Source organism: Azospirillum palustre, from assembly GCF_002573965.1.
Classification (GTDB): domain Bacteria; phylum Pseudomonadota; class Alphaproteobacteria; order Azospirillales; family Azospirillaceae; genus Azospirillum; species Azospirillum palustre.
The window spans coordinates 481,848-501,552 of the sequence record NZ_PDKW01000038.1; the positions used below are offsets into that span (position 1 = coordinate 481,848).

Annotated in this window: 18 protein-coding genes; 9 read left to right on the forward strand and 9 right to left on the reverse strand. The window is 69.4% G+C overall.

Annotated elements, in window-relative coordinates; translation table 11 throughout:
- Window positions 1-11 precede the first annotated feature (11 nt).
- Genes CRT60_RS05930 through CRT60_RS05950 form a run of 5 tightly spaced genes read right to left on the reverse strand, consistent with a single transcriptional unit; the run spans window position 12 to window position 4,496 of the window.
- The gene (locus tag CRT60_RS05930) at window positions 12-1,391 is read right to left on the reverse strand and encodes a flagellar hook-length control protein FliK (RefSeq protein WP_098735499.1); all 1,380 of its coding nucleotides are present in this window, start codon (window positions 1,389-1,391) and stop codon (window positions 12-14) included.
- A gap of 5 nt (window positions 1,392-1,396) precedes the next feature.
- Window positions 1,397-2,134 (reverse strand): MotE family protein, encoded by a 738-nt coding sequence (locus tag CRT60_RS05935; protein ID WP_098735500.1) that lies wholly within the window; start codon window positions 2,132-2,134, stop codon window positions 1,397-1,399.
- Window positions 2,131-2,775, reverse strand: coding sequence for a DUF6468 domain-containing protein (locus CRT60_RS05940; RefSeq protein WP_098735501.1), 645 nt, complete (start codon window positions 2,773-2,775; stop codon window positions 2,131-2,133). Before CRT60_RS05940 ends, CRT60_RS05935 begins: the two co-directional genes overlap by 4 nt.
- Window positions 2,756-3,928, reverse strand: coding sequence for a flagellar motor switch protein FliM (gene fliM, locus CRT60_RS05945; protein WP_244592300.1), 1,173 nt, complete (start codon window positions 3,926-3,928; stop codon window positions 2,756-2,758). The genes CRT60_RS05940 and fliM overlap by 20 nt, the downstream gene beginning before the upstream one ends.
- Window positions 3,929-3,947: 19 nt before the next feature.
- A complete protein-coding gene (locus CRT60_RS05950; protein ID WP_244592301.1) occupies window positions 3,948-4,496 on the reverse strand; it encodes a flagellar basal body-associated FliL family protein in 549 nt (182 codons plus the stop codon).
- Between the two features lie 188 nt (window positions 4,497-4,684).
- Here CRT60_RS05950 and fliF point away from each other — a divergent pair, with 188 nt between their 5' ends.
- The 7 genes from fliF (at window position 4,685) to CRT60_RS05990 (ending at window position 10,547) form a co-directional block, all read left to right on the forward strand.
- Window positions 4,685-6,406 carry a flagellar basal-body MS-ring/collar protein FliF gene (gene fliF / locus CRT60_RS05955; RefSeq protein ID WP_244592302.1) on the forward strand — a complete coding sequence of 574 codons (1,722 nt, stop codon included), beginning with the start codon at window positions 4,685-4,687 and terminating at the stop codon, window positions 6,404-6,406.
- The gene (locus CRT60_RS05960) at window positions 6,406-7,092 is read left to right on the forward strand and encodes a FliH/SctL family protein (protein WP_167421622.1); all 687 of its coding nucleotides are present in this window, start codon (window positions 6,406-6,408) and stop codon (window positions 7,090-7,092) included. Before fliF ends, CRT60_RS05960 begins: the two co-directional genes overlap by 1 nt.
- A gap of 13 nt (window positions 7,093-7,105) precedes the next feature.
- Window positions 7,106-7,444, forward strand: a complete 339-nt coding sequence (gene fliN, locus CRT60_RS05965; protein WP_098735505.1) for a flagellar motor switch protein FliN — start codon at window positions 7,106-7,108, stop codon at window positions 7,442-7,444.
- Between the two features lie 210 nt (window positions 7,445-7,654).
- Entirely contained in the window at window positions 7,655-8,440 is a 786-nt protein-coding gene (gene fliP, locus CRT60_RS05975; RefSeq protein WP_098735507.1) for a flagellar type III secretion system pore protein FliP, read from the forward strand.
- Between the two features lie 4 nt (window positions 8,441-8,444).
- On the forward strand, window positions 8,445-8,741 hold the full coding sequence (locus CRT60_RS05980) for a hypothetical protein (protein ID WP_244592303.1): 297 nt from the start codon (window positions 8,445-8,447) through the stop codon (window positions 8,739-8,741).
- A gap of 9 nt (window positions 8,742-8,750) precedes the next feature.
- Window positions 8,751-9,779 carry a flagellar motor switch protein FliG gene (locus tag CRT60_RS05985; RefSeq protein WP_098735509.1) on the forward strand — a complete coding sequence of 343 codons (1,029 nt, stop codon included), beginning with the start codon at window positions 8,751-8,753 and terminating at the stop codon, window positions 9,777-9,779.
- Window positions 9,780-9,824: 45 nt separating this feature from the next.
- Window positions 9,825-10,547 carry a hypothetical protein gene (locus tag CRT60_RS05990; RefSeq protein ID WP_098735510.1) on the forward strand — a complete coding sequence of 241 codons (723 nt, stop codon included), beginning with the start codon at window positions 9,825-9,827 and terminating at the stop codon, window positions 10,545-10,547.
- 40 nt (window positions 10,548-10,587) lie between these two features.
- Here the strand turns inward: CRT60_RS05990 and CRT60_RS05995 are convergent, their stop codons facing one another.
- From CRT60_RS05995 to CRT60_RS06010, 4 genes are all read right to left on the reverse strand, one after another.
- The gene (locus CRT60_RS05995; protein WP_098735511.1) at window positions 10,588-11,424 is read right to left on the reverse strand and encodes an aldo/keto reductase; all 837 of its coding nucleotides are present in this window, start codon (window positions 11,422-11,424) and stop codon (window positions 10,588-10,590) included.
- A 265-nt stretch (window positions 11,425-11,689) separates the two neighbouring features.
- Window positions 11,690-13,354, reverse strand: a complete 1,665-nt coding sequence (locus CRT60_RS06000; protein WP_098735512.1) for an ABC transporter ATP-binding protein — start codon at window positions 13,352-13,354, stop codon at window positions 11,690-11,692.
- Window positions 13,355-13,365: 11 nt separating this feature from the next.
- Entirely contained in the window at window positions 13,366-14,445 is a 1,080-nt protein-coding gene (locus CRT60_RS06005; RefSeq protein WP_098735513.1) for an ABC transporter permease, read from the reverse strand.
- A 169-nt stretch (window positions 14,446-14,614) separates the two neighbouring features.
- Window positions 14,615-16,000, reverse strand: a complete 1,386-nt coding sequence (locus CRT60_RS06010) for a CmpA/NrtA family ABC transporter substrate-binding protein (protein ID WP_098735514.1) — start codon at window positions 15,998-16,000, stop codon at window positions 14,615-14,617.
- Window positions 16,001-16,812: 812 nt separating this feature from the next.
- Here CRT60_RS06010 and nirB point away from each other — a divergent pair.
- Both nirB and nirD read left to right on the forward strand, forming a co-directional pair.
- A complete protein-coding gene (gene nirB, locus CRT60_RS06015) occupies window positions 16,813-19,320 on the forward strand; it encodes a nitrite reductase large subunit NirB (RefSeq protein ID WP_204561711.1) in 2,508 nt (835 codons plus the stop codon).
- 6 nt (window positions 19,321-19,326) lie between these two features.
- Window positions 19,327-19,704 carry a nitrite reductase small subunit NirD gene (nirD, locus tag CRT60_RS06020; RefSeq protein WP_098735516.1) on the forward strand — a complete coding sequence of 126 codons (378 nt, stop codon included), beginning with the start codon at window positions 19,327-19,329 and terminating at the stop codon, window positions 19,702-19,704.
- Window position 19,705: the final 1 nt, after the last annotated feature.

The following is a 19,705-nucleotide window of genomic DNA, read 5'->3' on the forward strand; positions in this document are numbered from 1 at the left end:
GTCTTTCCTGTTCAGACGGTGACGTCGACCAGCCCGTCGATCGGGCGCATCGGTCGGTCGGCAACGGGTTCGGGAACAGCCTCGGCCTGCACGCGCCAGCCGCCGGAGCTGCCGCCGCGGTCGGGAGCGGCGAAGCCGCGCGACTGGCCGTCGCCCTGCAACGAGAACTGAAGGCTGGAACTGTCGAGCGACAGGCCGGCATCGCCGAGCGCGCGTTCCAACTGCGTCAGGTCGCGCCGCAGCAGGGCCAGCGTGTCGGCCTGTTCGGCCTGGACGGTTAGCGAAACCTTGCCGTCGCTGACGTCGGCAACGACGCGGATGCGGCCAAGCTCCGCCGGGGCGAGGTCGATGTGGAACTCGCCGCCGCCGGACTCCGCCACGCGGACCAGCGGCGCCGCCAGCTGCGCCATCGCCGGGCTGTGCGCGGTGGCGGCCCGGCCGGACGCAGCGGCGGCGGCATAATGCGTCGCCGCCTGGGCGGGCAGGGGCGGCACCGCCTCGAACCCGGTGGCCGCCGCCTCGCCGCCGCCGGTGGCCGGGGGAGCACCGAAGGGAAGGGCGGCATCCCGGCCGGCGGGGGCGGGAGCGGCGTCGGGTGCCGGCTGGCCGTGTTGGGGGGACGCGGAGGCTGCGGCCGGCTGGCCGGCATTGGCGGCAGCGGTATTCTGACGACCGCCGCGCACGCCACGCACGGCGGTGCGGGGATCGGTGCTTTCGTCGCGCCGGCTCTCTCGCCCGTCCGGGGAGGGCGTTGCCTCCGCGGTCGCGGCCGGCAGGGTGGCCTGTCCGGCCTGTAGCGGCGCCGGAGCCTCCGCCGTCTGCCCGGCGCTGCCCTGTGCCGCCGTGTCGGCCGGCGCCGTCGGCTCCGGTCCGCTCTTTCCACCCGGCCCAGCCGGTGCGGACGGTTCCGGCGCCGGCTGCGGAATGGCTGCCGGCGCGGTCGTCGATGCGGGGGTCGCGGTCTGGCCGGCAGGGGGATTGCCGATACCGGCGGCTTGTCCGGCCTTGGGCGCGGCGGAGCCCGATCCTGCTTCGGGGACTGCCGCAGCCGGAGCCGATGGGACAGCGCCGACCCCGTCCGGCGGCGGCGTCGCGGCCACCATCCACGGCATCAGCGGCGCGTCGGTGCCGCCAGCTTGGACGACCGCCTGCACCACCGCCTGGATGATCGCGCCCTGCGCGGCGACGGGATCCTCCGGCCGCGGGTCCTTGCGTTTGCGCAAGCGGTCGGGGCGGGCCGAATCGTCGGGGTCCTCGTCGGCGGTCTCGTCCACCAGACTGGCGAAATCCTCGTCGCGCGCATCGTCGCCGGCCGAACCGCCGCGTTGGGCAGGGGCGGAAGTCGGAGCCGGACGCGACGGGGCCGCGACGGCATCGGGCATGCTGGTCATGGCGCTCAATTGGTCAGGGTGGGGCGCGGCATGGCGGTGACGGGCACCGAGGCCCCGACGACCGCCGGAGCGGCCTTGCGGTCGCCGGGCAGGGCGCGGCGTTGCAGGATCAGCCGCGTCACCTCGCGCGCCTTGGCGTCGGCCATCTCGGCCAGGATCGGCGCGGCGCGCCGTTCGGAAATGCGGTCCAGCACATCGACGACCATATCCGTTTCCATGTCGGTCAGGATGCGGGCGGCGTCGCGCGGCTTCATTGCCTCGTAGATCGCCACCATCCGCTTCAAATCTTCCTGCGCCAGGGTGGAGCGCTGGGTCATCAGCGCCTCGACCTCGCGCTTCACCCCGTTCAGCCGCTGGATCTGCGTGCCGACCCGCGCCTCGGTCGCGGCGAGCACCGCCTCGGCCTCGCGCAGGCGGTTCTGCCGGCCGGACGTGTCGGCCTTCTGCTCGTCGATGGCGGCGCGCAGCAGCGGATCGGTGCAGTTCGGCGGCGCCAGCGTCACCGGAGGCGGGACCTCGGCGACCGGCGTGGACACCGGCGGCGGCACCGGGGCGGGGGCTGCCTCCGCCGTCGCCTTGCCGTCGTTCGCCTTCAGGTCGGTTGCCCAGGGCCGTTCATGGGCGCCGAACTCGCGGTCGAACTGCTGGGCGATGACCGGGAAGCCGTCGACCAGGGCGCCGAGCTTCAGCGGCAGCACCATCAGCACGGCGACCAGGGTGATGGGGAGAATCCGCGGGATCATGCCGACGCCTCCGACCCGACGGTGCGCAGCCGCGCATAGAAGGCGCTGGCCGCCGCCTTCGCCGGGCCGGACGGCGCGGGAGAGGCGGCTTCAACAGGCTGGCCGGCCACCACCGCGCGCAGAGCCGTTTCCAGCGCCTGGAACTCGCCCTTGTCCACCTCTGCCGCTTTCAGCGCCGCCAGGAGGGGAGAGGAGGGAGCCGGTTCCGTATCCAGCGGCTTCGCGGCGGTTCCGGCCTCGTCACCCTCGTCCGGTCGCGCCCGATTGCGTGCGGCGCGTGCGGAGCTTGCCATCGCGCCCTCGTCCAGGCGGCGCAGCAGGGCACGGGCATGCTGGACCGACTCCTCCATGCGCGCGGTGGTGCGCTCGCAGGAGCCCAGGATCAGCCCCATGTCCTCCTTCATGCCCTTGGCACGGTCGAGATCGTCGGCCAGCCGGGCGGCGATCTCCGTCGCCGACGCCACCATGCGCTTCATCGAGGCGTCGGTGTCGTCGATGGACTTGGAGAAGGTCGACACCAGGGCGTTGATCTCGGACTGGCCGGTGCGCAGCAGCTTCAGCCGCTTGTTGACGATGACCAGATAGGCGGTCGCCGTGACCAGCATCACCGCCAGGGCCGCGTCAATGAGAAAGGAGACCATCGATCAGCTCCTGCTTGGTATCGAGATCGGTGTCGATCTTCACCGCGATGTTGTCGTTGCGCTGTCCCATGTGGCCGGCGAACAGCGGGATGGTCTTGCTGAAGACCAGGACGGTCTGGTCCGGGCTGATGCGCAGCTTCAGCGACTGGCCCTTCTGCCAGGCCAGAACCTCGCCCAGCGGCACCTTGGTCTCCGCCAGGACGGCGACCAGTTCCAGCTTCGAGCGCATCAGTTCGTTCTTCAGGTGGCTTTCCCACACCGTGTCGTGGCCGAACTTCTCGCCCATGAACATCTGCACCAGCTTGCCGCGGACCGGCTCCAGCGTGGCGTAGGGGATGACGATGTCGATGTGGCCGGTGCGGCGCTCCACCTCCACGGCGATGCGCACGCGGATGATGGCGTTGCTGGCCCGCGTGATGGTGGCGAACTGCGGGTTCACCTCCAGCCGGTCGAAGACGAAATCGACCTGGGCCAGCGGGTCGAAGGACTGCCCCAGATCCTGGAGCACCACCTTCATCATCCGCTCGGTCATCTTGCGTTCGATGGAGGTGTAGGCGCGCCCGTCGATCCGCCCCGGCCTGGACCGCCGCCCGCCCAGCAGCACGTCCATCATGCAATAGATCAGCGCGCTGTCGATGGTCACCAGCATCTGGTTGTCCCACGGCTCGGCGCGGGCGACGCCGATCAGGGCCGGCAGCTCGATGGCGTCCTGGAAGTCGGTGTAGCGCAGCCATTCGATCTTCGACAGCGACGCCTCGACGTTGGTCGAGGCGAACTGGCGCAGCGAGGTGTTCAGCATCCGCACCATGCGGTCGAACACCACGTCCAGCATCGGCAGCCGGTCCTTGTTGACCGTGGTCGAGCTGACCAGCCGCTGGATGGCGCTCATCTCCGGCCCGCCGCCTTCCGGGGCGCCGAAATTCAGCAGCCGGTCGATCTCCTCCTGGCTCAGCGTCTTGGTCTCGCCGGCCAGCGCCTCCCGCAGCGCCTCCGCCATCGCCGCGGCGTCTTCGGCCGGGGGCGGGGCGGGGGCGGCGGCCTGCTGTGCGGCAGCCAGTTCCCACGCGGCGTCGGACCAGTCCGCATCCTCCTCGGCGGCCAGCGTGGATGTGGGCATGGATGTGGAAGGCGGGGCGGGGGTGTCGGTCGTCATCCGGTGCCTCTGGAGGTCGCTATTGCGTGAGCAGGCTGCGCAGCAGAACGTCGGTCACGACGTCGCGCCGGCCGGCGGGATCGGACAGGATCAGGTTGAAGCGGCGCTTGATCTCGCTGCGCAGGCGATGCAGCCCGGCCGACCCGTCGAGGTCGTCCTGGTCCAGGTTGCGCAGAAACTCCTGCAGGCTGTCGGTCAGCTGCGGCATCGCCTGTTCCAGCGCCTGCCGGTCGCGATGGGCGACGGTCAGGGACAGGCCGATCTTCAGGAAGCGGGACGGCGTGTCGCGGCGCAGGTTGACCACCAGTTCCGGCATGTCGACCACGGCATCGGCCGGGGCCGTCTCCGCCGACCGGGTCCACAGCCGCTCGACCGCCTGCGGTCCCGCAGCCAGCCAGTAGCCGCCGAGCCCGGCCGCAGCCACCGCGCCCAGCGCCGCAATGCCGACGAGCAGCCGGGCGACCGGCAAGGCCACCACCAGGATGCGCCCCGATCCGCGCAGCCGGTCGAGCAGCTCGTCCCGCGCCGCCCCCGCTCCTGTCTTCGCCATGCCGAACCGTGTAATCATCGCTCCATCCCGCCGGACATTGCCGAAAATTTTAATCAACCGAGCATTCTTTAAAGTTTTAGCGGCTTTGTCTTTGGCGACATCCCCGTTTTTTACTCCGCTTAAAAGTCGCGCCGTTAGCGTGACGGGGTGCGCAGGGCGAAGACTAGGCCCGCCGATTTTCAGAAACTTTAAAGGTGCGGGGAACCGTGGACAGTCTGATCGACACGTTGCGGTCGTTGGGGCGCGGTCGGCTGCTCGTGCTGGCGGGGACCGGGCTCGGCATCGTCCTGGCCGTCGCCGGCATGGCGGTTCTGCTGTCGCAGCCGCACATGACCGCGCTTTACAGCGGGCTGGAACCGGCGGAGGCCGGCCGCATCGCCAAGGCGGTCCAGGACATGGGCGTGCCGGTGAATGCCGGCTTCGACGGCACGACGATCAGCGTGCCGCAGGCCGACGTCTCCCGCGTCCGCATGGCGCTGGCGGAGAAGGGGCTGCCTGCGCATGGCGGCGTCGGCTACGAGCTGTTCGACACCGACAAGCCGCTTGGCATCACCAGCTTCATGCAGCGCATCAACCGCCTGCGCGCCATGGAGGGCGAACTCGGCCGCACCATCGAGACGCTGTCCGGCGTCGAGGCGGCGCGCGTCCACATCGTCCTGCCGGAGCGTGAGGAGTTCTCGCGCAGCGCGCCCAAGCCGACCGCGTCGGTGGTGGTGCGCATGCGCGGCCGTGGGTCGATGGACCGCAAACAGGCCCTGTCGATCCGCCATCTCGTCTCCGCCGCCGTGCCGAACCTGAAGCCCAGCGCCGTGACGGTGATGGATTCCTCCGGCGAGCTGCTGCTGACCGAGGATGACGGGCCGGGGCTGGCGTCGGCGCGCACAGACGGGCTGCGGGTCGCGGCGGAAACCCGCGTCGCCCGTGCGGTGGAGCAGATGCTGACCGCCCGGCTCGGCGCCGGCAACGTCCGCGTCCAGGTCGCCGCCGAGGTGGAGACCAAGCGCGAGGTGGTGCGCAGCCAGACCTTCGACCCCAACAGCCAGGTGATCCGCTCCACCCAGACCGTGCAGGAGCAGGACCGCAGCCAGGACAGCAACGGCGAGCCGCCGGTCACCGCCGAACAGAACCTGCCGCAGCGCGACGTGCGCGCCCAATCGCAGGGGCCGCAATCCTCCAACGACAGCAAGCGGCAGGAGGAGACGGTCAATTACGAGATCTCCAACGTCAGCCGCGAAACGGTGATCGAGCCGGGCGACGTCCGCCGCCTCAGCGTCGCCGTGCTGGTCAACGGCACCTGGAAGACCGCACCCGACGGCACCCGCCAGTACGAGCCGCGTAGTGCGGAGGAGCTTCAGCGCCTGGGCGAGCTGGTCCGCTCCGCCATGGGCTTCAGCGAGGCGCGCGGCGACCGGGTGACGGTGGACAATCTGGAATTCGTCGATCTGGCCCCCGACCTCGCGCCGCGCCCGCTGGGCGACGAGATCGCCGAGACGCTGACCCGCAACGTCATGACGCTGATCCAGTGGGTGATCCTGCTGGTGCTCTCCGCCCTGGTGATCCTGGTCGGCCTGCGTCCGCTGATCCGCCGCGTCTTCCCGGCGCCGGAACCGGTGGTGGCGGAGGCCGCCGCCCCGGCGCTGGCGGCTCCGGCCGGCGGCGCCATGCCGCAGCTGACCGGCCCCGTCGCCGCTGGTACTGCCGCCGGTGCGGCGCTGGCCGACGGCGGGGAGGCCGATGCCGCGCTGGCCGCCGCGCCGATGACGCCGCAGCTCGGCATCGAGGAGACGATGGACCAGCTGATCGAGCTGCGCACCGTGGAGGGCCGCGTCCGCGCCTCCTCCATCCGCCGGCTGGGCGAGCTGGTCGACCAGTATCCGGACGAGGCCATCGATATCCTGCGCTCCTGGCTCTATGAGGAGGTGGCGTGATGGCCGCCTATCCGCGCTACCGCTTCGACCACAGCTTCGGCGCGCCCGCCGCGGTGGCGGAACCGGACGAGGCGCAGGCCGTCGATCCGCTCGACCTGCCGAGCCTGTCCGAGCGCGACCATCGCGCGGCGCTGGACGAAACCCGCCGGACCGCGCTGGCCGAGGGGCTCGCCCAGGGCCGGCGCGACGGCGAGCTGTCCGCCGCCCGCCGGATCGAGGCGGAGCTGTCGGCCACCCTCGACCAATTGGCACACCGGATGGCGGCGCTCGACGCCGACCACGCCGCGGTGATGCAGCGGCTGGAGTCCCAGGGCGCTTTCATTCTGCTGGCGCTGGTCCGCCGGATGGCGCCGCGCCTGCTCGATGAGGTCGCCCGCGCCGAGGTGGAGCGTCTGGCCGTCGATGCCCTGCGCGCCGCCGGGCAGGCCCCGGTTCTGACCCTGCGCCTGCACCCGTCGCTCTGCCGCCCGCTGGAAGAGCGGCTGGCCGGGCAGGGCGTCTTCCAGGGCCGCCTCGACATCCAGGGCGACCCGGCGCTGGCCGTCGGCGCCCTGGAGGCCAACTGGGGCGCCGGCTCCGTCAGCCGCGATCCCGCCGTTTTCGAGGCCGCCGTCGCCGACCTCACCGACCGCGCCGTCGCCGCCCTGGCGCCGGCCCTGTCCTCCGACATGCCCCAACCGACGTGAAGCGAGACTCCTCATGCCTCCCTTGAACCTCGACATCCTCGACGACGATCCCAAGCAGGCGGAGAAGGCCCCCGAAAAGGCCGGCGACAAGGCTTACGACGGGCCGATGAACGCCATCTACAACGTGCCGGTGGACGTGCAGGTCGTGCTGGGCCGCACCAGCATGCTGGTGGCGCAATTGCTGAAGCTCGGCCGCGGCGCCGTGCTGGAGCTTGAGCGCAAGGTGGACGAACCGGTCGAGGTGCTGGTCAACCACCGTCTGGTCGCGCGCGGCGAGGTGGTGATCGTCGAGGACCAGCGCCTCGGCGTGACGCTGACCGAGATCGTGCGGACGGAACTGGAGATCGACTGAGGGGGAGGAGAATCCCCGAAACTCCCTCTCCCGCCCCGGGAGAGGGAAGGGGCCCGCCGCGAAGCGGTGGGAAGGGTGAGGGGTGATCCAAGGAACCATGCGCTCCTTGATTCTCGCCCACCCCCTCACCCTCCCCACTTCGTGGGTCCCCTCCCTCTCCCGGGGCGGGAGAGGGCGACTATTGTCAAACATCCCCCCGAAAGTCCCCGCATGCGCCTCCGCCCCCTTCTCCTCCTCCTGGCCCTCCTCCTCGCCGCCGGCCCGGCGGCGGCGGCGCCGCTCGACCTCAACCTCGGTGCGCTCGGATCGCTGGCGGATGGGGGGAGCCTGTCGGGGCGGATCGTCCAGGGCATCGTGCTGCTGACGGTCCTCAGCGTCGCGCCCGGCCTGCTGATCATGGTCACCTGCTTCACCCGCATCATCGTCGTGCTGTCGCTGCTGCGCTCCGCGCTGGGCTTGCAGCAGTCGCCGCCGAACATGGTGCTGGTCAGCCTCGCCATGTTCCTGACCTTCCACATCATGGGGCCGGTGATCGACAGCGCCTGGCAGGAGGGCTTGCGCCCGTTGCTGAACGAGCAGGTGACCCAGGAGCAGGGGCTGGAGCGGATGATCGAGCCGTTCCGCGGCTTCATGGCCTCGCATGTCCGGGACCGCGATCTGGCCGCCTTCGCCGCCTTCACGGCCAAGCCGAAGCCGGCGGGCGAGGGCACGGAGCCGGCACGGGACGAGCGGCCGGTGACGGCGGAGAGCGTCGACCTGCGGCTGCTGATGCCGGCCTTCCTGCTGTCGGAGCTGCGCCGCGCCTTCGAGATCGGCTTCCTGCTGTTCCTGCCTTTCCTGGTGATCGACATGGTGGTGGCGGCGATCCTGATGGCGATGGGCATGATGATGCTGCCGCCGGTGATGATCGCGCTGCCCTTCAAGATCATCTTCTTCGTGCTGACCGACGGCTGGTTCCTGATCGCCGGCAGCCTGATCCGCTCCTATGGGGTGTGAGGCGATGGACGACACGCCCGCCGACATCGCCGCCAGTCCCGCAGTCAATCCCTCTGCCAGTCTGGCCGACAGCCTGCTGGCGCTGGCCCGCCGCCGCGGGGTGGCGGTGCCGGAGGACGGTTCGGTCGCCGGGCTGCTCGCCGTCCTCGATCCCAACCCGCTGATCCCGCATCCGCTGCTGCTGGTGGCCGGGGCGGTGATGGCGGTGGCCTTCCGCCATGACCGCGCGCTGGCCCTGCCGCCGGCCGACGCCTCCGATACCGCCCCATCTTCCGCCCCCTCCGCCGATTGCTCATTCTGAGGTGCCGCCATGGGAACGCCGATCAAGATCCGTGAGAACTACAAGAGCCTGACCGGCATCGAGAAAAGTGCGGTCATCTTCCTGGCGTTGGGCGAGGAGCGCGGTTCCCGGCTGATGGAACGGCTGGACGAGGACGAGATCCGCCTCGTCAGCCGGTCGATGGCGACGCTCGGCAACGTCACCTCCAATCTGGTGGAGACGCTGATGCGCATCTTCACCGAACGCTTCGCCAATGCCGGATCGGTCGTAGGCTCCTACGACAGCACGGAGCGGATGCTGAACCGCTTCCTGCCGGCCGACCGCGTGACGGAGATCATGGGCGAGATCCGCGGTCCGGCCGGCCGCACCATGTGGGAGAAGATGTCCAACGTGAACGAGGGGGTGCTCGCCAGCTATCTGGCCGGCGAATATCCCCAGACGGCGGCGGTCATCCTGTCCAAGATGCGCGCCGACCATGCCGCCAAGGTGCTGGTCCTGCTGCCCCCGGCGATCCGCACCGAGGTGATCGAGCGCATGATCCAGATCGAATCGGTGCAGCGCGAGGTGCTGCTGGACATCGAATCGATCCTGCACAACGAGTTCATGGCGAATTACGCCCGCACCCACGGCAACGATTCGCTGGAGCGGATGGCCGACATCTTCAACCGCATCGACCGCGAGACGCTGACCGAGATCTTCGACGATCTGGAAACCGTGATGCCGGAGCCGACCCAGCGCATCAAGCAGCTGATGTTCACCTTCGAGGATCTGATGCGGCTCGACCGCGTCTCGCTGCAGGCGGTGATCCGTCGCTGCGACACCGGCCAGCTCGCCATCGCGCTGAAGGGCGCGCCCGTGGCGCAGCGCGACCATTTCCTGTCGGTCCTGTCGGAACGCGCCCGCCTGATCCTGCTGGACGAGATCGAGAATATGGGCCCCTTGCGCATGCGCGACGTCAACGACGCCCAGGCGGAGATCGTGCGCGTCGCCAAGGCGATGGCGGAGGACGGCACCATCATCATCCCGCAATCCGACGACGCCGACGCCGTCGTCTATTGAGCGGAGCGCCACGGAATGGGGACCATCCGGATGGAGGCCGATTGAATGGCGGGGCGCGACCTCGTTCCCCGGCATGTGCCGCCGCCGAGCCTGCTGGCGGCGCATTTCGCCTCGCCGCCGTCAGCCGCCACCCACGCTCCGGCGGGCGGCCCGGCCGATGGCGACGAGGCGCCGCCGCTGGTGCGCCGTCTGCTCGACCTGCTGGATTCGCTGTCGCCGGCCGATGCGGTGCTGGCGCGCGGCTGCCTGCCGCGCTGCGATTCGACCTTCGGCGCGGCGCTCGCCCTGTTCCTGGCGGCGACCGCGGGCGGCTGCCGCGGCTGGGTCGGAGCCGACGCGGCGGCACGGCTGGCGGATCTGGACGGCGGATTGCTGATCGACGAGTGCGACCGGGCGCTGGCGTCGCGCTTCCAGCCGGTGGATGGGCGGCTGTGGCGGCTGTCGCGCGTGCCCCTGCTCGACAGCGACGACGGGCTGCTCTGTGCCGTCGGGATCGAGGACGGGCTGTCCGACCGCGTCACCCTGGTGCTTCAGGCCCGGCCGCAGCGGCTGGGGCCGGTGCAGCTGATGGCGACGCTGGCCGGCAGGCGGCTGGACGTGACCCTGCGTCTGGCGATGGGCCTGCCGTCCGCCGCCCTGGCCGATCTGCATGAAACCTTCAGCACCGCCCTGGCCGACTGCCGGATCGACGGGGCATTGACCGTCGGCCCGCTGGCTGACGCGTGGCTCGGGCTGGACCAGCCCCTGTCGTCCGATCTGGCGCTCTGACCGGGGCGTTCCGCTCCTTCGGCCATCCCCAGGTCATGCCTCAGATCATCGCCAGCGGCTGCTTGCGTTTCGGCGGCGGGAAGGCCTTGTCGATCTCCGCGATGTCCTCGCCGGTCAGGGTCAGCTTGACCGCCTCGGCATTCTCGAGGGCATGCGCCGTCGTGCCGGCCTTGGGGATCGCGATCACCCCCTGCTGCCGCAGCGCCCATGCAATCGCGACCTGGGCCGGTGTCACGCCGTGGCGCTTCGCCACCGCCAGCAAGGCGGGGGAGCGCAGCAGGCGGCCGCCCTGGCCGATGGGGGAATAGGCCATCACCGGCATGCGGGCGGTGTGCTGGAACGGCAGCAGGTCGTATTCGATGCCGCGGTGTTCGGGGTTGTAGAGCACCTGATTGACGGCGCAGCCGTGCAGGTCGGTGGCCTCGGCCAGCTCCTCCAGATCGTCGACGTCGAAGTTGGAGACGCCCCAGCGGGCGATCTTGCCGGCCTGGATCAGCGATTGGAACGCCTCGACCGTCTCCTCCAGCGGCACGCCGCCGCGCCAGTGCAGCAGGTAGAGGTCGATGCGGTCGATCCCCAGCCGCTTCAGGCTGCGCTCGCAGGCCTTGACGGTGCCGATGCGCGACGCGTTGCTGGGCAGGACCTTGGTGACGATGAACAGCCCGTCGCGCCGGCCGGCGATGGCCTCGCCCACCAGCTCCTCCGACGCGCCGTCGCCATACATCTCGGCGGTGTCGATCAGGGTCACGCCACGGTCGATGCCGGCCCGGATGGCGGCGATCTCGGCGGCGCGGTCGCCGCGCCCCTCCGCCATCATCCAGGTGCCCTGGCCGAGAGCCGGGACCTCGGTGCCGTCCGGCAGGGTCACGCGCTTCATCTTCCTCTCTCCCGTCTCAATCGCCGAAAGACAACAAGCTGGTCCCGCGGGACCAGCTTGTCGATGAGTCTTCGGTAGACTTTCCGGATGGTAGAGATTTCCCTCTCCCGCCCCGGGAGAGGGAAGGGGCCCGCCGCGAAGCGGTGGGAAGGGTGAGGGGTTAGGCACGGAGCCATGCGGTTCGGGATGCTTGGGTCACCCCTCACCCTCCCCACTTCGTGGGTCCCCTCCCTCTCCCGGGGCGGGAGAGGGCATTTATGGTCGGTCAGGCCGCCTTCTTCGGCGCCCCGGCATGGCCGCCTTCGAGGAAGTTCAGCAGCTCCTCGCGGTAGTCGTAATAGCGCGGGTGCTCCAGCAGGGCCTGGCGGGTGCGGGGATGGGGGATGTCGACGGTCAGGACGTGGCCGATCTTGGCATTCGGGCCGTTGGTCATCATCACCACCCGGTCGGCCAGCAGCAGCGCCTCGTCCACATCGTGGGTAACGCAGACCGCGGTGACCTTGGTGCGCGCCCACACCTCCATCAGCACCTCCTGCAACTCCCAGCGGGTCAGGCTGTCGAGCATGCCGAACGGCTCATCCAGCAGCAGCAGCTTGGGCGACAGGGCGAAGGCGCGGGCGATGCCGACGCGCTGCTTCATGCCGTTGGACAGCTCCGACGCCTTCTTGTCCATGCTGTCGCCCAAGCCCACACGGGCGAGGTAATAGCGGGAGATGTCGGCGCGCTCGCCCTTGCTCGCATGGGGGAAGACGCGGTCGACGCCGAGCATGACGTTCTCGTAGGCGGTCAGCCAGGGGAACAGGCTGGGGGCCTGGAACACCACGGCGCGGTCGGGACCGGCGCCGTCCACCTCCTTGCCGTCCAGCACGATGCCGCCGCTGGTCACGTCTGCCAGCCCCGCCACCATCGACAGCACGGTGGACTTGCCGCAGCCGGAATGGCCGATCAGCGAGACGAACTCGCCCTTGCGCATCTTCAGATCGAAGCCGTCCACCACGGTCAGCGGACCCTTCGGCGTGGCGAAGGTCTTGGTCAGGCGGGTGAATTCCAGATAGCGGTCCTCCATGCCGCGCCCGCCCATCGCCTCGATGTAGGCCTTGGGCGGGGGCGAGGCGGTGATCGGCTTCACGTCGGGCAGGACGAGACCGTCATCGCCGCCGGTGCCGCGGGCGACGCCGACCTCCATCAGATAGGCGGTGACCTCGGCGCGCAGGCGCTTGAAGTCCTCGTCGTGGTTGACGGCGGTGCGGTCGCGCGGACGTGGCAGGTCCACGGTGAAGGCCGGACCCAGCGTGGCGTTCGGGCCGGGGGTCAGGGGCACGATGCGGTCGGCCAGCAGGATCGCCTCGTCCACGTCGTTGGTGATGAGGATGACGGTCTTGCGGTCCTTGCGCCAGATCGCCTCGATCTCGTCCTGAAGCTTGGCGCGGGTGAGCGCGTCGAGCGCCGACAGCGGCTCGTCCAGCAGCAGCATCTCCGGGCTCATGGCGAGCGCGCGGGCGAAGCCGACGCGCTGGCGCATGCCGCCCGACAGCTCCTTGGGCCGGCGGTCGGTGGCGTGGCCGAGGCCGACCGTCTCCACCGCCCGGCGGGTCAGCACGCCGCGTTCGGCACCGCCCTTGGCCTTGTGGACGGCGTCCACCGCCAGGGCGACATTCTCCTTCACGCTGAGCCAGGGCATCAGCGAATAGGACTGGAAGACGAGGCCGCGCTCCGGGCCGGGGCCGGTGACCGGCTTGCCGCGGTACAGCACCTCGCCGGTATCGGGCATCGCCAGACCGGCGATCAGGTTGATCAGCGTCGACTTGCCGGAGCCGGAGAAGCCGACGATGGCGACGAACTCGCCCTCTTCGATCGACAGGTCGATGTCGCGCAGCACGGTGTTGCCGCCGTAGGACTTCGACACACCCTTCAGGTCCAGGATCGCCATTGCCGGTCTCCTTAGCGGGCGGGGCTGTGGCTGACGGCGGACTGGAGCGCCAGCATCACGCGGTCGAGCAGGAAGCCGATCAGGCCGATGGTGAAGACCGCCACCATGATCCTGGCGAGCGAGCTGGCGGAACCGTTCTGGAACTCGTCCCAGACGAACTTGCCGAGGCCGGGATTCTGGGCCAGCATCTCCGCGGCGATCAGCACCATCCAGCCCACGCCCAGCGACAGGCGCAGGCCGGTGAAGATGAAGGGCAGGGCCGACGGCAGCACGAGGCGGCGGACCATGGTGAAGCCGGAGAGCTGAAGCACCTTGCCGACATTCATCAGGTCGCGGTCGATGGAGGAGACGCCGACCGCCGTGTTGATCAGGGTCGGCCACAGCGAGCACAGCGTGACGGTGATGGCGGAGGTCAGGAAGGACTTCTCGAACAGCGGGTCGCTGCCCGACACGGTGGCGCTGACCACCATGGTGACCAGCGGCAGCCAGGCCAGCGGCGACACCGGCTTGAAGATCTGGATCAGCGGGTTGATCGCGGCGTTGACGGTCGGCGACAGGCCGCTCGCCACCCCCAGCGGCACCGCCACCAGGGCGCCCAGCAGGAAGCCGGTGAAGACCGTCTTCAGGCTGGTGACGATCTGGTCGATGTAGGTCGGCTTGCCGGCATAGGGGCGGGTCTTGACCTCCGCCTTCGGATCCTTCGCCAGGATCTCGGCGTTGCGCTTGGCCTGCCGGTCGTAGAAGGCAGCCTCCTTGGCGCGCTCGGCCTTGTGGTCGGCATAGAGGTTGGTCGCCTGCTCCCACACCTGGGCCGGGCCGGGGATGGCGCCCAGGCTGGTCTGCACCTGCGGGGCGGCCCAGCCCCAGGCGGCGAGGAACAGCAGGATGGCGGTCAGCGGGATGCCCATCTGGCGCCACAGCTCGACGCCCTGCTGGCGCGGGTTCTCGCCGGATGCCAGCCGCAGCAGCGGCGCCAGCCAGCCGAGGCCGATTGTGGTCAGGACGGCGGCGACGCGGTTGAGGGCATGGGCGCGGCGGGCCTTGCGCTGGGCGCGGGCAAGGTCGGCGGAGGTGTCGGTCAGGCTGGTCATGGAAGTCTTCCCCTTGGAAAGATCCCTTCTCCCCCCCGGGGAGAAGGTTAGGATGAGGGGGTTCGGCGCAGCCGAAGAGATCCTCGAAGCGGATCCCCCTCACCCCGACCCTCTCCCCCCTTGTGGTATGGGTGGGGAGAGGGGGATTTGGCGGGTAAAGCGGGAGGACTCAGCCCCCCACCACCTGACCGCCCTCGATCTTCTGGTCGCCCTTCAGGCCGATGGGCTGCTTGGCGAGATAATCGTTCGGCTTGTGGCCGTCATAGGGGATGCCGTCGATGAAGCCGTTGTCGACCGGCTTGTAGCCGTCGCTCTTCCACGGGAAGTCGGCTTGCCGAGACTTGCCTTCCTCGACCAGCAGCTTGGCGGCCTGGAGATAGATGTCCGGCTTGTAGACGCTGCGCGCGGTCTGGTCGTACCAGGCGTCGGGCTTCGCTTCGGCGATCTGGCCCCAGCGGCGCATCTGGGTCAGGTACCAGACGGCGTCGGAATAGAAGGGATATGTGGCGTTGTAGCGGAAGAAGACGTTGAAGTCGGGAACGTCGCGCTTGTCGCCCTTCTCATACTCGAAGGTGCCGGTCATCGAGTTGGCGATCACCGTGGCGTCGGCACCGACATATTCCGACTTGGCGAGGATCTTCACCGCTTCGGCGCGGTTGGCGTTGTTGTTCTCGTCCAGCCACTGGGCGGCGCGGATCAGCGCCTTGACGACGGCCAGATGGGTCTTGGGGTTTTTCTTGGCCCAATCGTCGGTGACGCCGAAGACCTTCTCGGGGTTGTTCTTCCAGATCTCGGTGTCGGTGATCACCGGCACGCCGATGCCCTTGACCACCGCCTGCTGGTTCCACGGCTCGCCGACGCTGTAGCCGTAGATGGTGCCGGCCTCCAGCGTCGCCGGCATCTGCGGCGGCGGGGTAACCGACAGCAGCGCGTCGGCGCCGATCTGGCCCGACACGTCGGTCGGGCTGTAGAAGCCGGGGTTGATCCCGCCCGACGCCAGCCAGTAGCGCAGCTCGTAATTGTGGGTCGAGACCGGGAAGACCATGCCCATGTTGAAGGGCTTGCCTTCGGCCTTGTACTGGGCGATCACCGGCTTCAGCGCGTCGGCCTTGATCGGGTGGACCGGCTTGCCGTCGGGGCCGTTCGGCACGTTGGCCTTCATCTTCTGCCAGACGTCGTTCGACAGCGTGATGCCGTTGCCGTTCAGGTCCATCGAGAAGGCGGTGACGATGTGCGCCTTGGTGCCGAAGCCGATGGTGGCGCCCAGCGGCTGGCCGGCCAGCATGTGGGCGCCGTCCAGCTCGCCGGAGATCACGCGGTCGAGCAGGACCTTCCAGTTCGCCTGCGGCTCCAGCGTGACGGACAGGCCCTCATCCTCGAAGAATCCCTTCTCGACGGCGATGGCGAGCGGCGCCATGTCGGTCAGCTTGATGAAGCCGAGCTTCAGCTGGTCCTTTTCGACGTCGAGCGGGGCGGCATGGCTAGAGACGCCTGCGGTCAGGGCGACGGCCGCAGCGGCGGATGCGAGAAGGTTGCGGAGGGTGCGGTGGGCCACGTCGGTTGCTCCATCTCTGAAATCCGGACCAGCGGTCGGGCGTGCGACACCGGTGACGATTTTCTGGGCAAGTCCCGGACTGGCTGTTTTTCGGGCAGATGGCTGTGGAGGTGCCTTGGCCGTCGAAAGCGTCCAGCGGGATCGACCGGAAAAGCCTTATGGAAAGGCTTGTCGATACCGGGGTCGGCAACACTGCCGGGGGCTGGCCCATCATTGGACGCTTGGGATGCACGCACCGTCGTTGGCGCGTCTCTGGCCTCCCCATTCGCAAGCCTCATGCCAAAGGATGGCTTTTGCTGAAAAATAGGCCGGAGCGGTTGATTCCCTTGGCTATGACTCGGCGGAAGGTATGAACCGCCTCCTGAGGGCACTGAGCCCTTTGCCGTTTTTTGCGGCGCACACAAAGCGGGATGTCCATGCTTTGTGCAATACCTAAGCATGACCCAAAAACAGGCACCTAGGTATCGGGTGCGGTGAAGCTCGGGATCCCGCGGAATCCCTGGACTTTTGTATTGCCTGCTCGGTCAGGCGGCGTTTGGCACGCGGATTGCGAAGGGAATGCCGAGACAACAGCGGGCGCCAGCAACGTCGCCAGTGCCCGCGACACCGCCCAAGCCCACGCGACGACGCGCGGATTTGGCTCTGGTTCGACGACGAACCGCCCGGACAACGGCGTCCGAACAGGTCTGCACCCGCCCTCGCGAACCATTCGCCGGGCAGGGTTCAGGCCCGTTCGGACGCCTTTCTTTTTGGCCCCGTGCCTGACTTTGCAGCAGGCCGGACACGATAGACGAGGCAGACGCGCCATGGACATGCATCTCTCATCGAACAACGGGCCCGTCGTTGATCAGACCGAGGCCGAACTGCACAGCGCCGGCCCGGCGAAAGAGCGGCTGGTGGTGGTCGGCAACGGCATGGCCGGCATGAAGACGGTGGAAGAGCTGCTGGCCAAGGCGCCCGGCCGCTTCGACATCACCGTCTTCGGGGCCGAGCCGCATCCCAACTACAACCGCATCATGCTGTCGCCGGTGCTGGCCGGCGAGAAGACCTTCGACCAGATCGTGCTGAACAGCCGCGAGTGGTACGACGCCCACGGCATCGCGCTGCTGACCGGCGAGGCGGTGGAGGGCATCGACCGCGAAGCGAAGATGGTGGTCTCGCAGTCCGGCCGCGTCGTTCCCTATGACCGGCTGCTGATCGCCACCGGCTCCATGCCCTTCATCATCCCGGTGCCGGGATCGACCCTGCCGGGCGTCATCGGCTTCCGCGATCTGGCGGACGTGGACGCGATGCTGGCGGCGGCGGCGAAGGGCGGCCGGGCCGTGGTGATCGGCGGTGGCCTGCTGGGGCTGGAGGCCGCCAACGGCCTGCGCGTCAAGGGCATGGAGGTCACCGTCGTCCATCTGATGCCGACGCTGATGGAACGCCAGCTCGACCCGTCGGCCGGCATGCTGCTGCAACGCGAGCTGGAGCGCCGCGGCATCGAGGTGCTGACCGGCGCCGACACCGCCGAAATTGTCGGCGAAGACTGGGTCAGCGCGGTGCGCCTGCGGGATGGGCGCGAGCTGCCGGCCGACATCGTCGTCATGGCCGTGGGCATCCGCCCGAACATGGCGCTGGGCAAGGCCGCCGGGCTGGAGTGCGGGCGCGGCATCCGCGTCGACGACCAGATGCGCACCAGCGACCCGTCGATCTACGCGGTCGGCGAATGCGTCGAGCATCGCGGCGTCACCTGGGGCCTCGTCGCCCCGCTGTTCGAGATGGCGAAGGTGCTGGCCCACGACCTCGCGGGCGGGGAGGGTGCCGCCTACACCGGCTCCGTCACCTCGACCAAGCTGAAGGTCACCGGCGTCGACGTGTTCTCCGCCGGCGATTTCTCGGGCGGGGCGGGGACCGAGGACATCGTGTTCCGCGATGCGGCGCGCGGTGTCTACAAGCGGCTGGTGCTGAAGGACGGCAGGCTGCTGGGCGCCGTGCTGTATGGCGACACCAAGGACGGCGCCTGGTACTTCTCGCTGCTGAAGGACGGCGCCGACGTGTCGGCCGAGCGCGACACCATGATCTTCGGCCAGGGCTTCGGCGGTGCCGATGCCGGCGACCCCAACGCCGCCATCGCGGCACTGCCCGACAGTGCCGAGATCTGCGGCTGCAACGGCGTGTGCAAGGGCACCATCGTCAAGGCGATCACCGAGAAGGGCCTGACCAGCCTGGACGAGGTGAAGGCGCACACCAAGGCGTCGGCCTCCTGCGGCGGCTGCTCCGGCACGGTGGAGCGGCTGCTGGCGGTGACGCTGGGCGACGGCTTCACCGCCGCGCCCAAGGTCAAGCCGATGTGCAAATGCACCCACCACACCCATGACCAGGTGCGGGCGGCCATCGTCGAGCGCGGGCTGAAGACCATGGCCGACGTGTTCCAGGCGATGGAATGGACGACGCCCGACGGCTGCGCGTCCTGCCGGCCGGCGCTGAACTATTACCTGCTGTGCGCCTGGCCGGGCGAGTACCGGGATGATTACCAGTCCCGCTACATCAACGAGCGCGCCCATGCCAACATCCAGAAGGACGGCACCTATTCGGTCGTGCCGCGCATGTGGGGCGGCCTGACCAACGCGGCGGAACTGCGCGCCATCGCCGACGTGGTGGACAAGTTCGCCATCCCGACCGTGAAGGTCACCGGCGGCCAGCGCATCGACCTGTTCGGCGTGAAGAAGGAGGATCTGCCGGCGGTCTGGGCCGACCTGAACGCCGCAGGCATGGTGTCCGGCCACGCCTATGCCAAGGGATTGCGCACGGTGAAGACCTGCGTCGGGTCGGAGTGGTGCCGCTTCGGCACGCAGGATTCGACCGGGCTGGGCGTGAAGCTGGAGCGGCTGACCTGGGGCACCTGGACCCCGCACAAGGTCAAGCTGGCGGTGTCCGGCTGCCCGCGCAACTGCGCCGAGGCGACCATCAAGGATCTGGGCGTGGTGTGCATCGACAGCGGCTACGAGCTGCATGTCGGCGGCAACGGCGGCCTGCATGTCCGCGCCTGCGACCTGATGGTCCGCGTGGGCACGGAGGAGGAGGTGCTGGAATACACCGGCGCCTTCATGCAGCTCTACCGCGAGGAGGCCCGCTATCTGGAGCGCACCGCGCCGTGGGTTGAGCGTGTCGGCCTCGACCACATCAAGGCGGCGCTGGTCGAGGATCCGGAGCGGCGGCGGGCGTTGAACGCGCGCTTCCTGTTCTCGCAGACCTTCTCGCAGGACGACCCGTGGGCGGAGCGCGCCGCCAAGGGCGTCGACCGTCACGAATTCAATCTGCTCGCCGAAGTGGGGTAACGGATCATGGACAGCATCATCGTGGAAACCGTCTGGACCCAGGTCGGCACCGTCGACGACATCCCCGTGCTGGGCTCGCGCGTCGTCCGCACCCCCGGCGGCGACATCGCCCTGTTCCGCACGGCGGCCGACGAGGTCTTCGCCCTGGAGGATGCCTGCCCGCACAAGCAGGGGCCGCTGTCCCAGGGCATCGTCCATGGCCGCCGCGTCACCTGCCCGCTGCACAGCTGGGTGATCGAGCTGGCGACCGGCGAGGCCGTCGCCCCCGACGAGGGCCGCACCGGCCATGTTCCGGTGCGGGTGGAGGGGCGCAGCGTCTCCCTCGCGCTCGCCGAGGCCAAGCTGTCGCGCGGCGGCTGCCGCAAGGCCTGCGGCCATGTTTGAC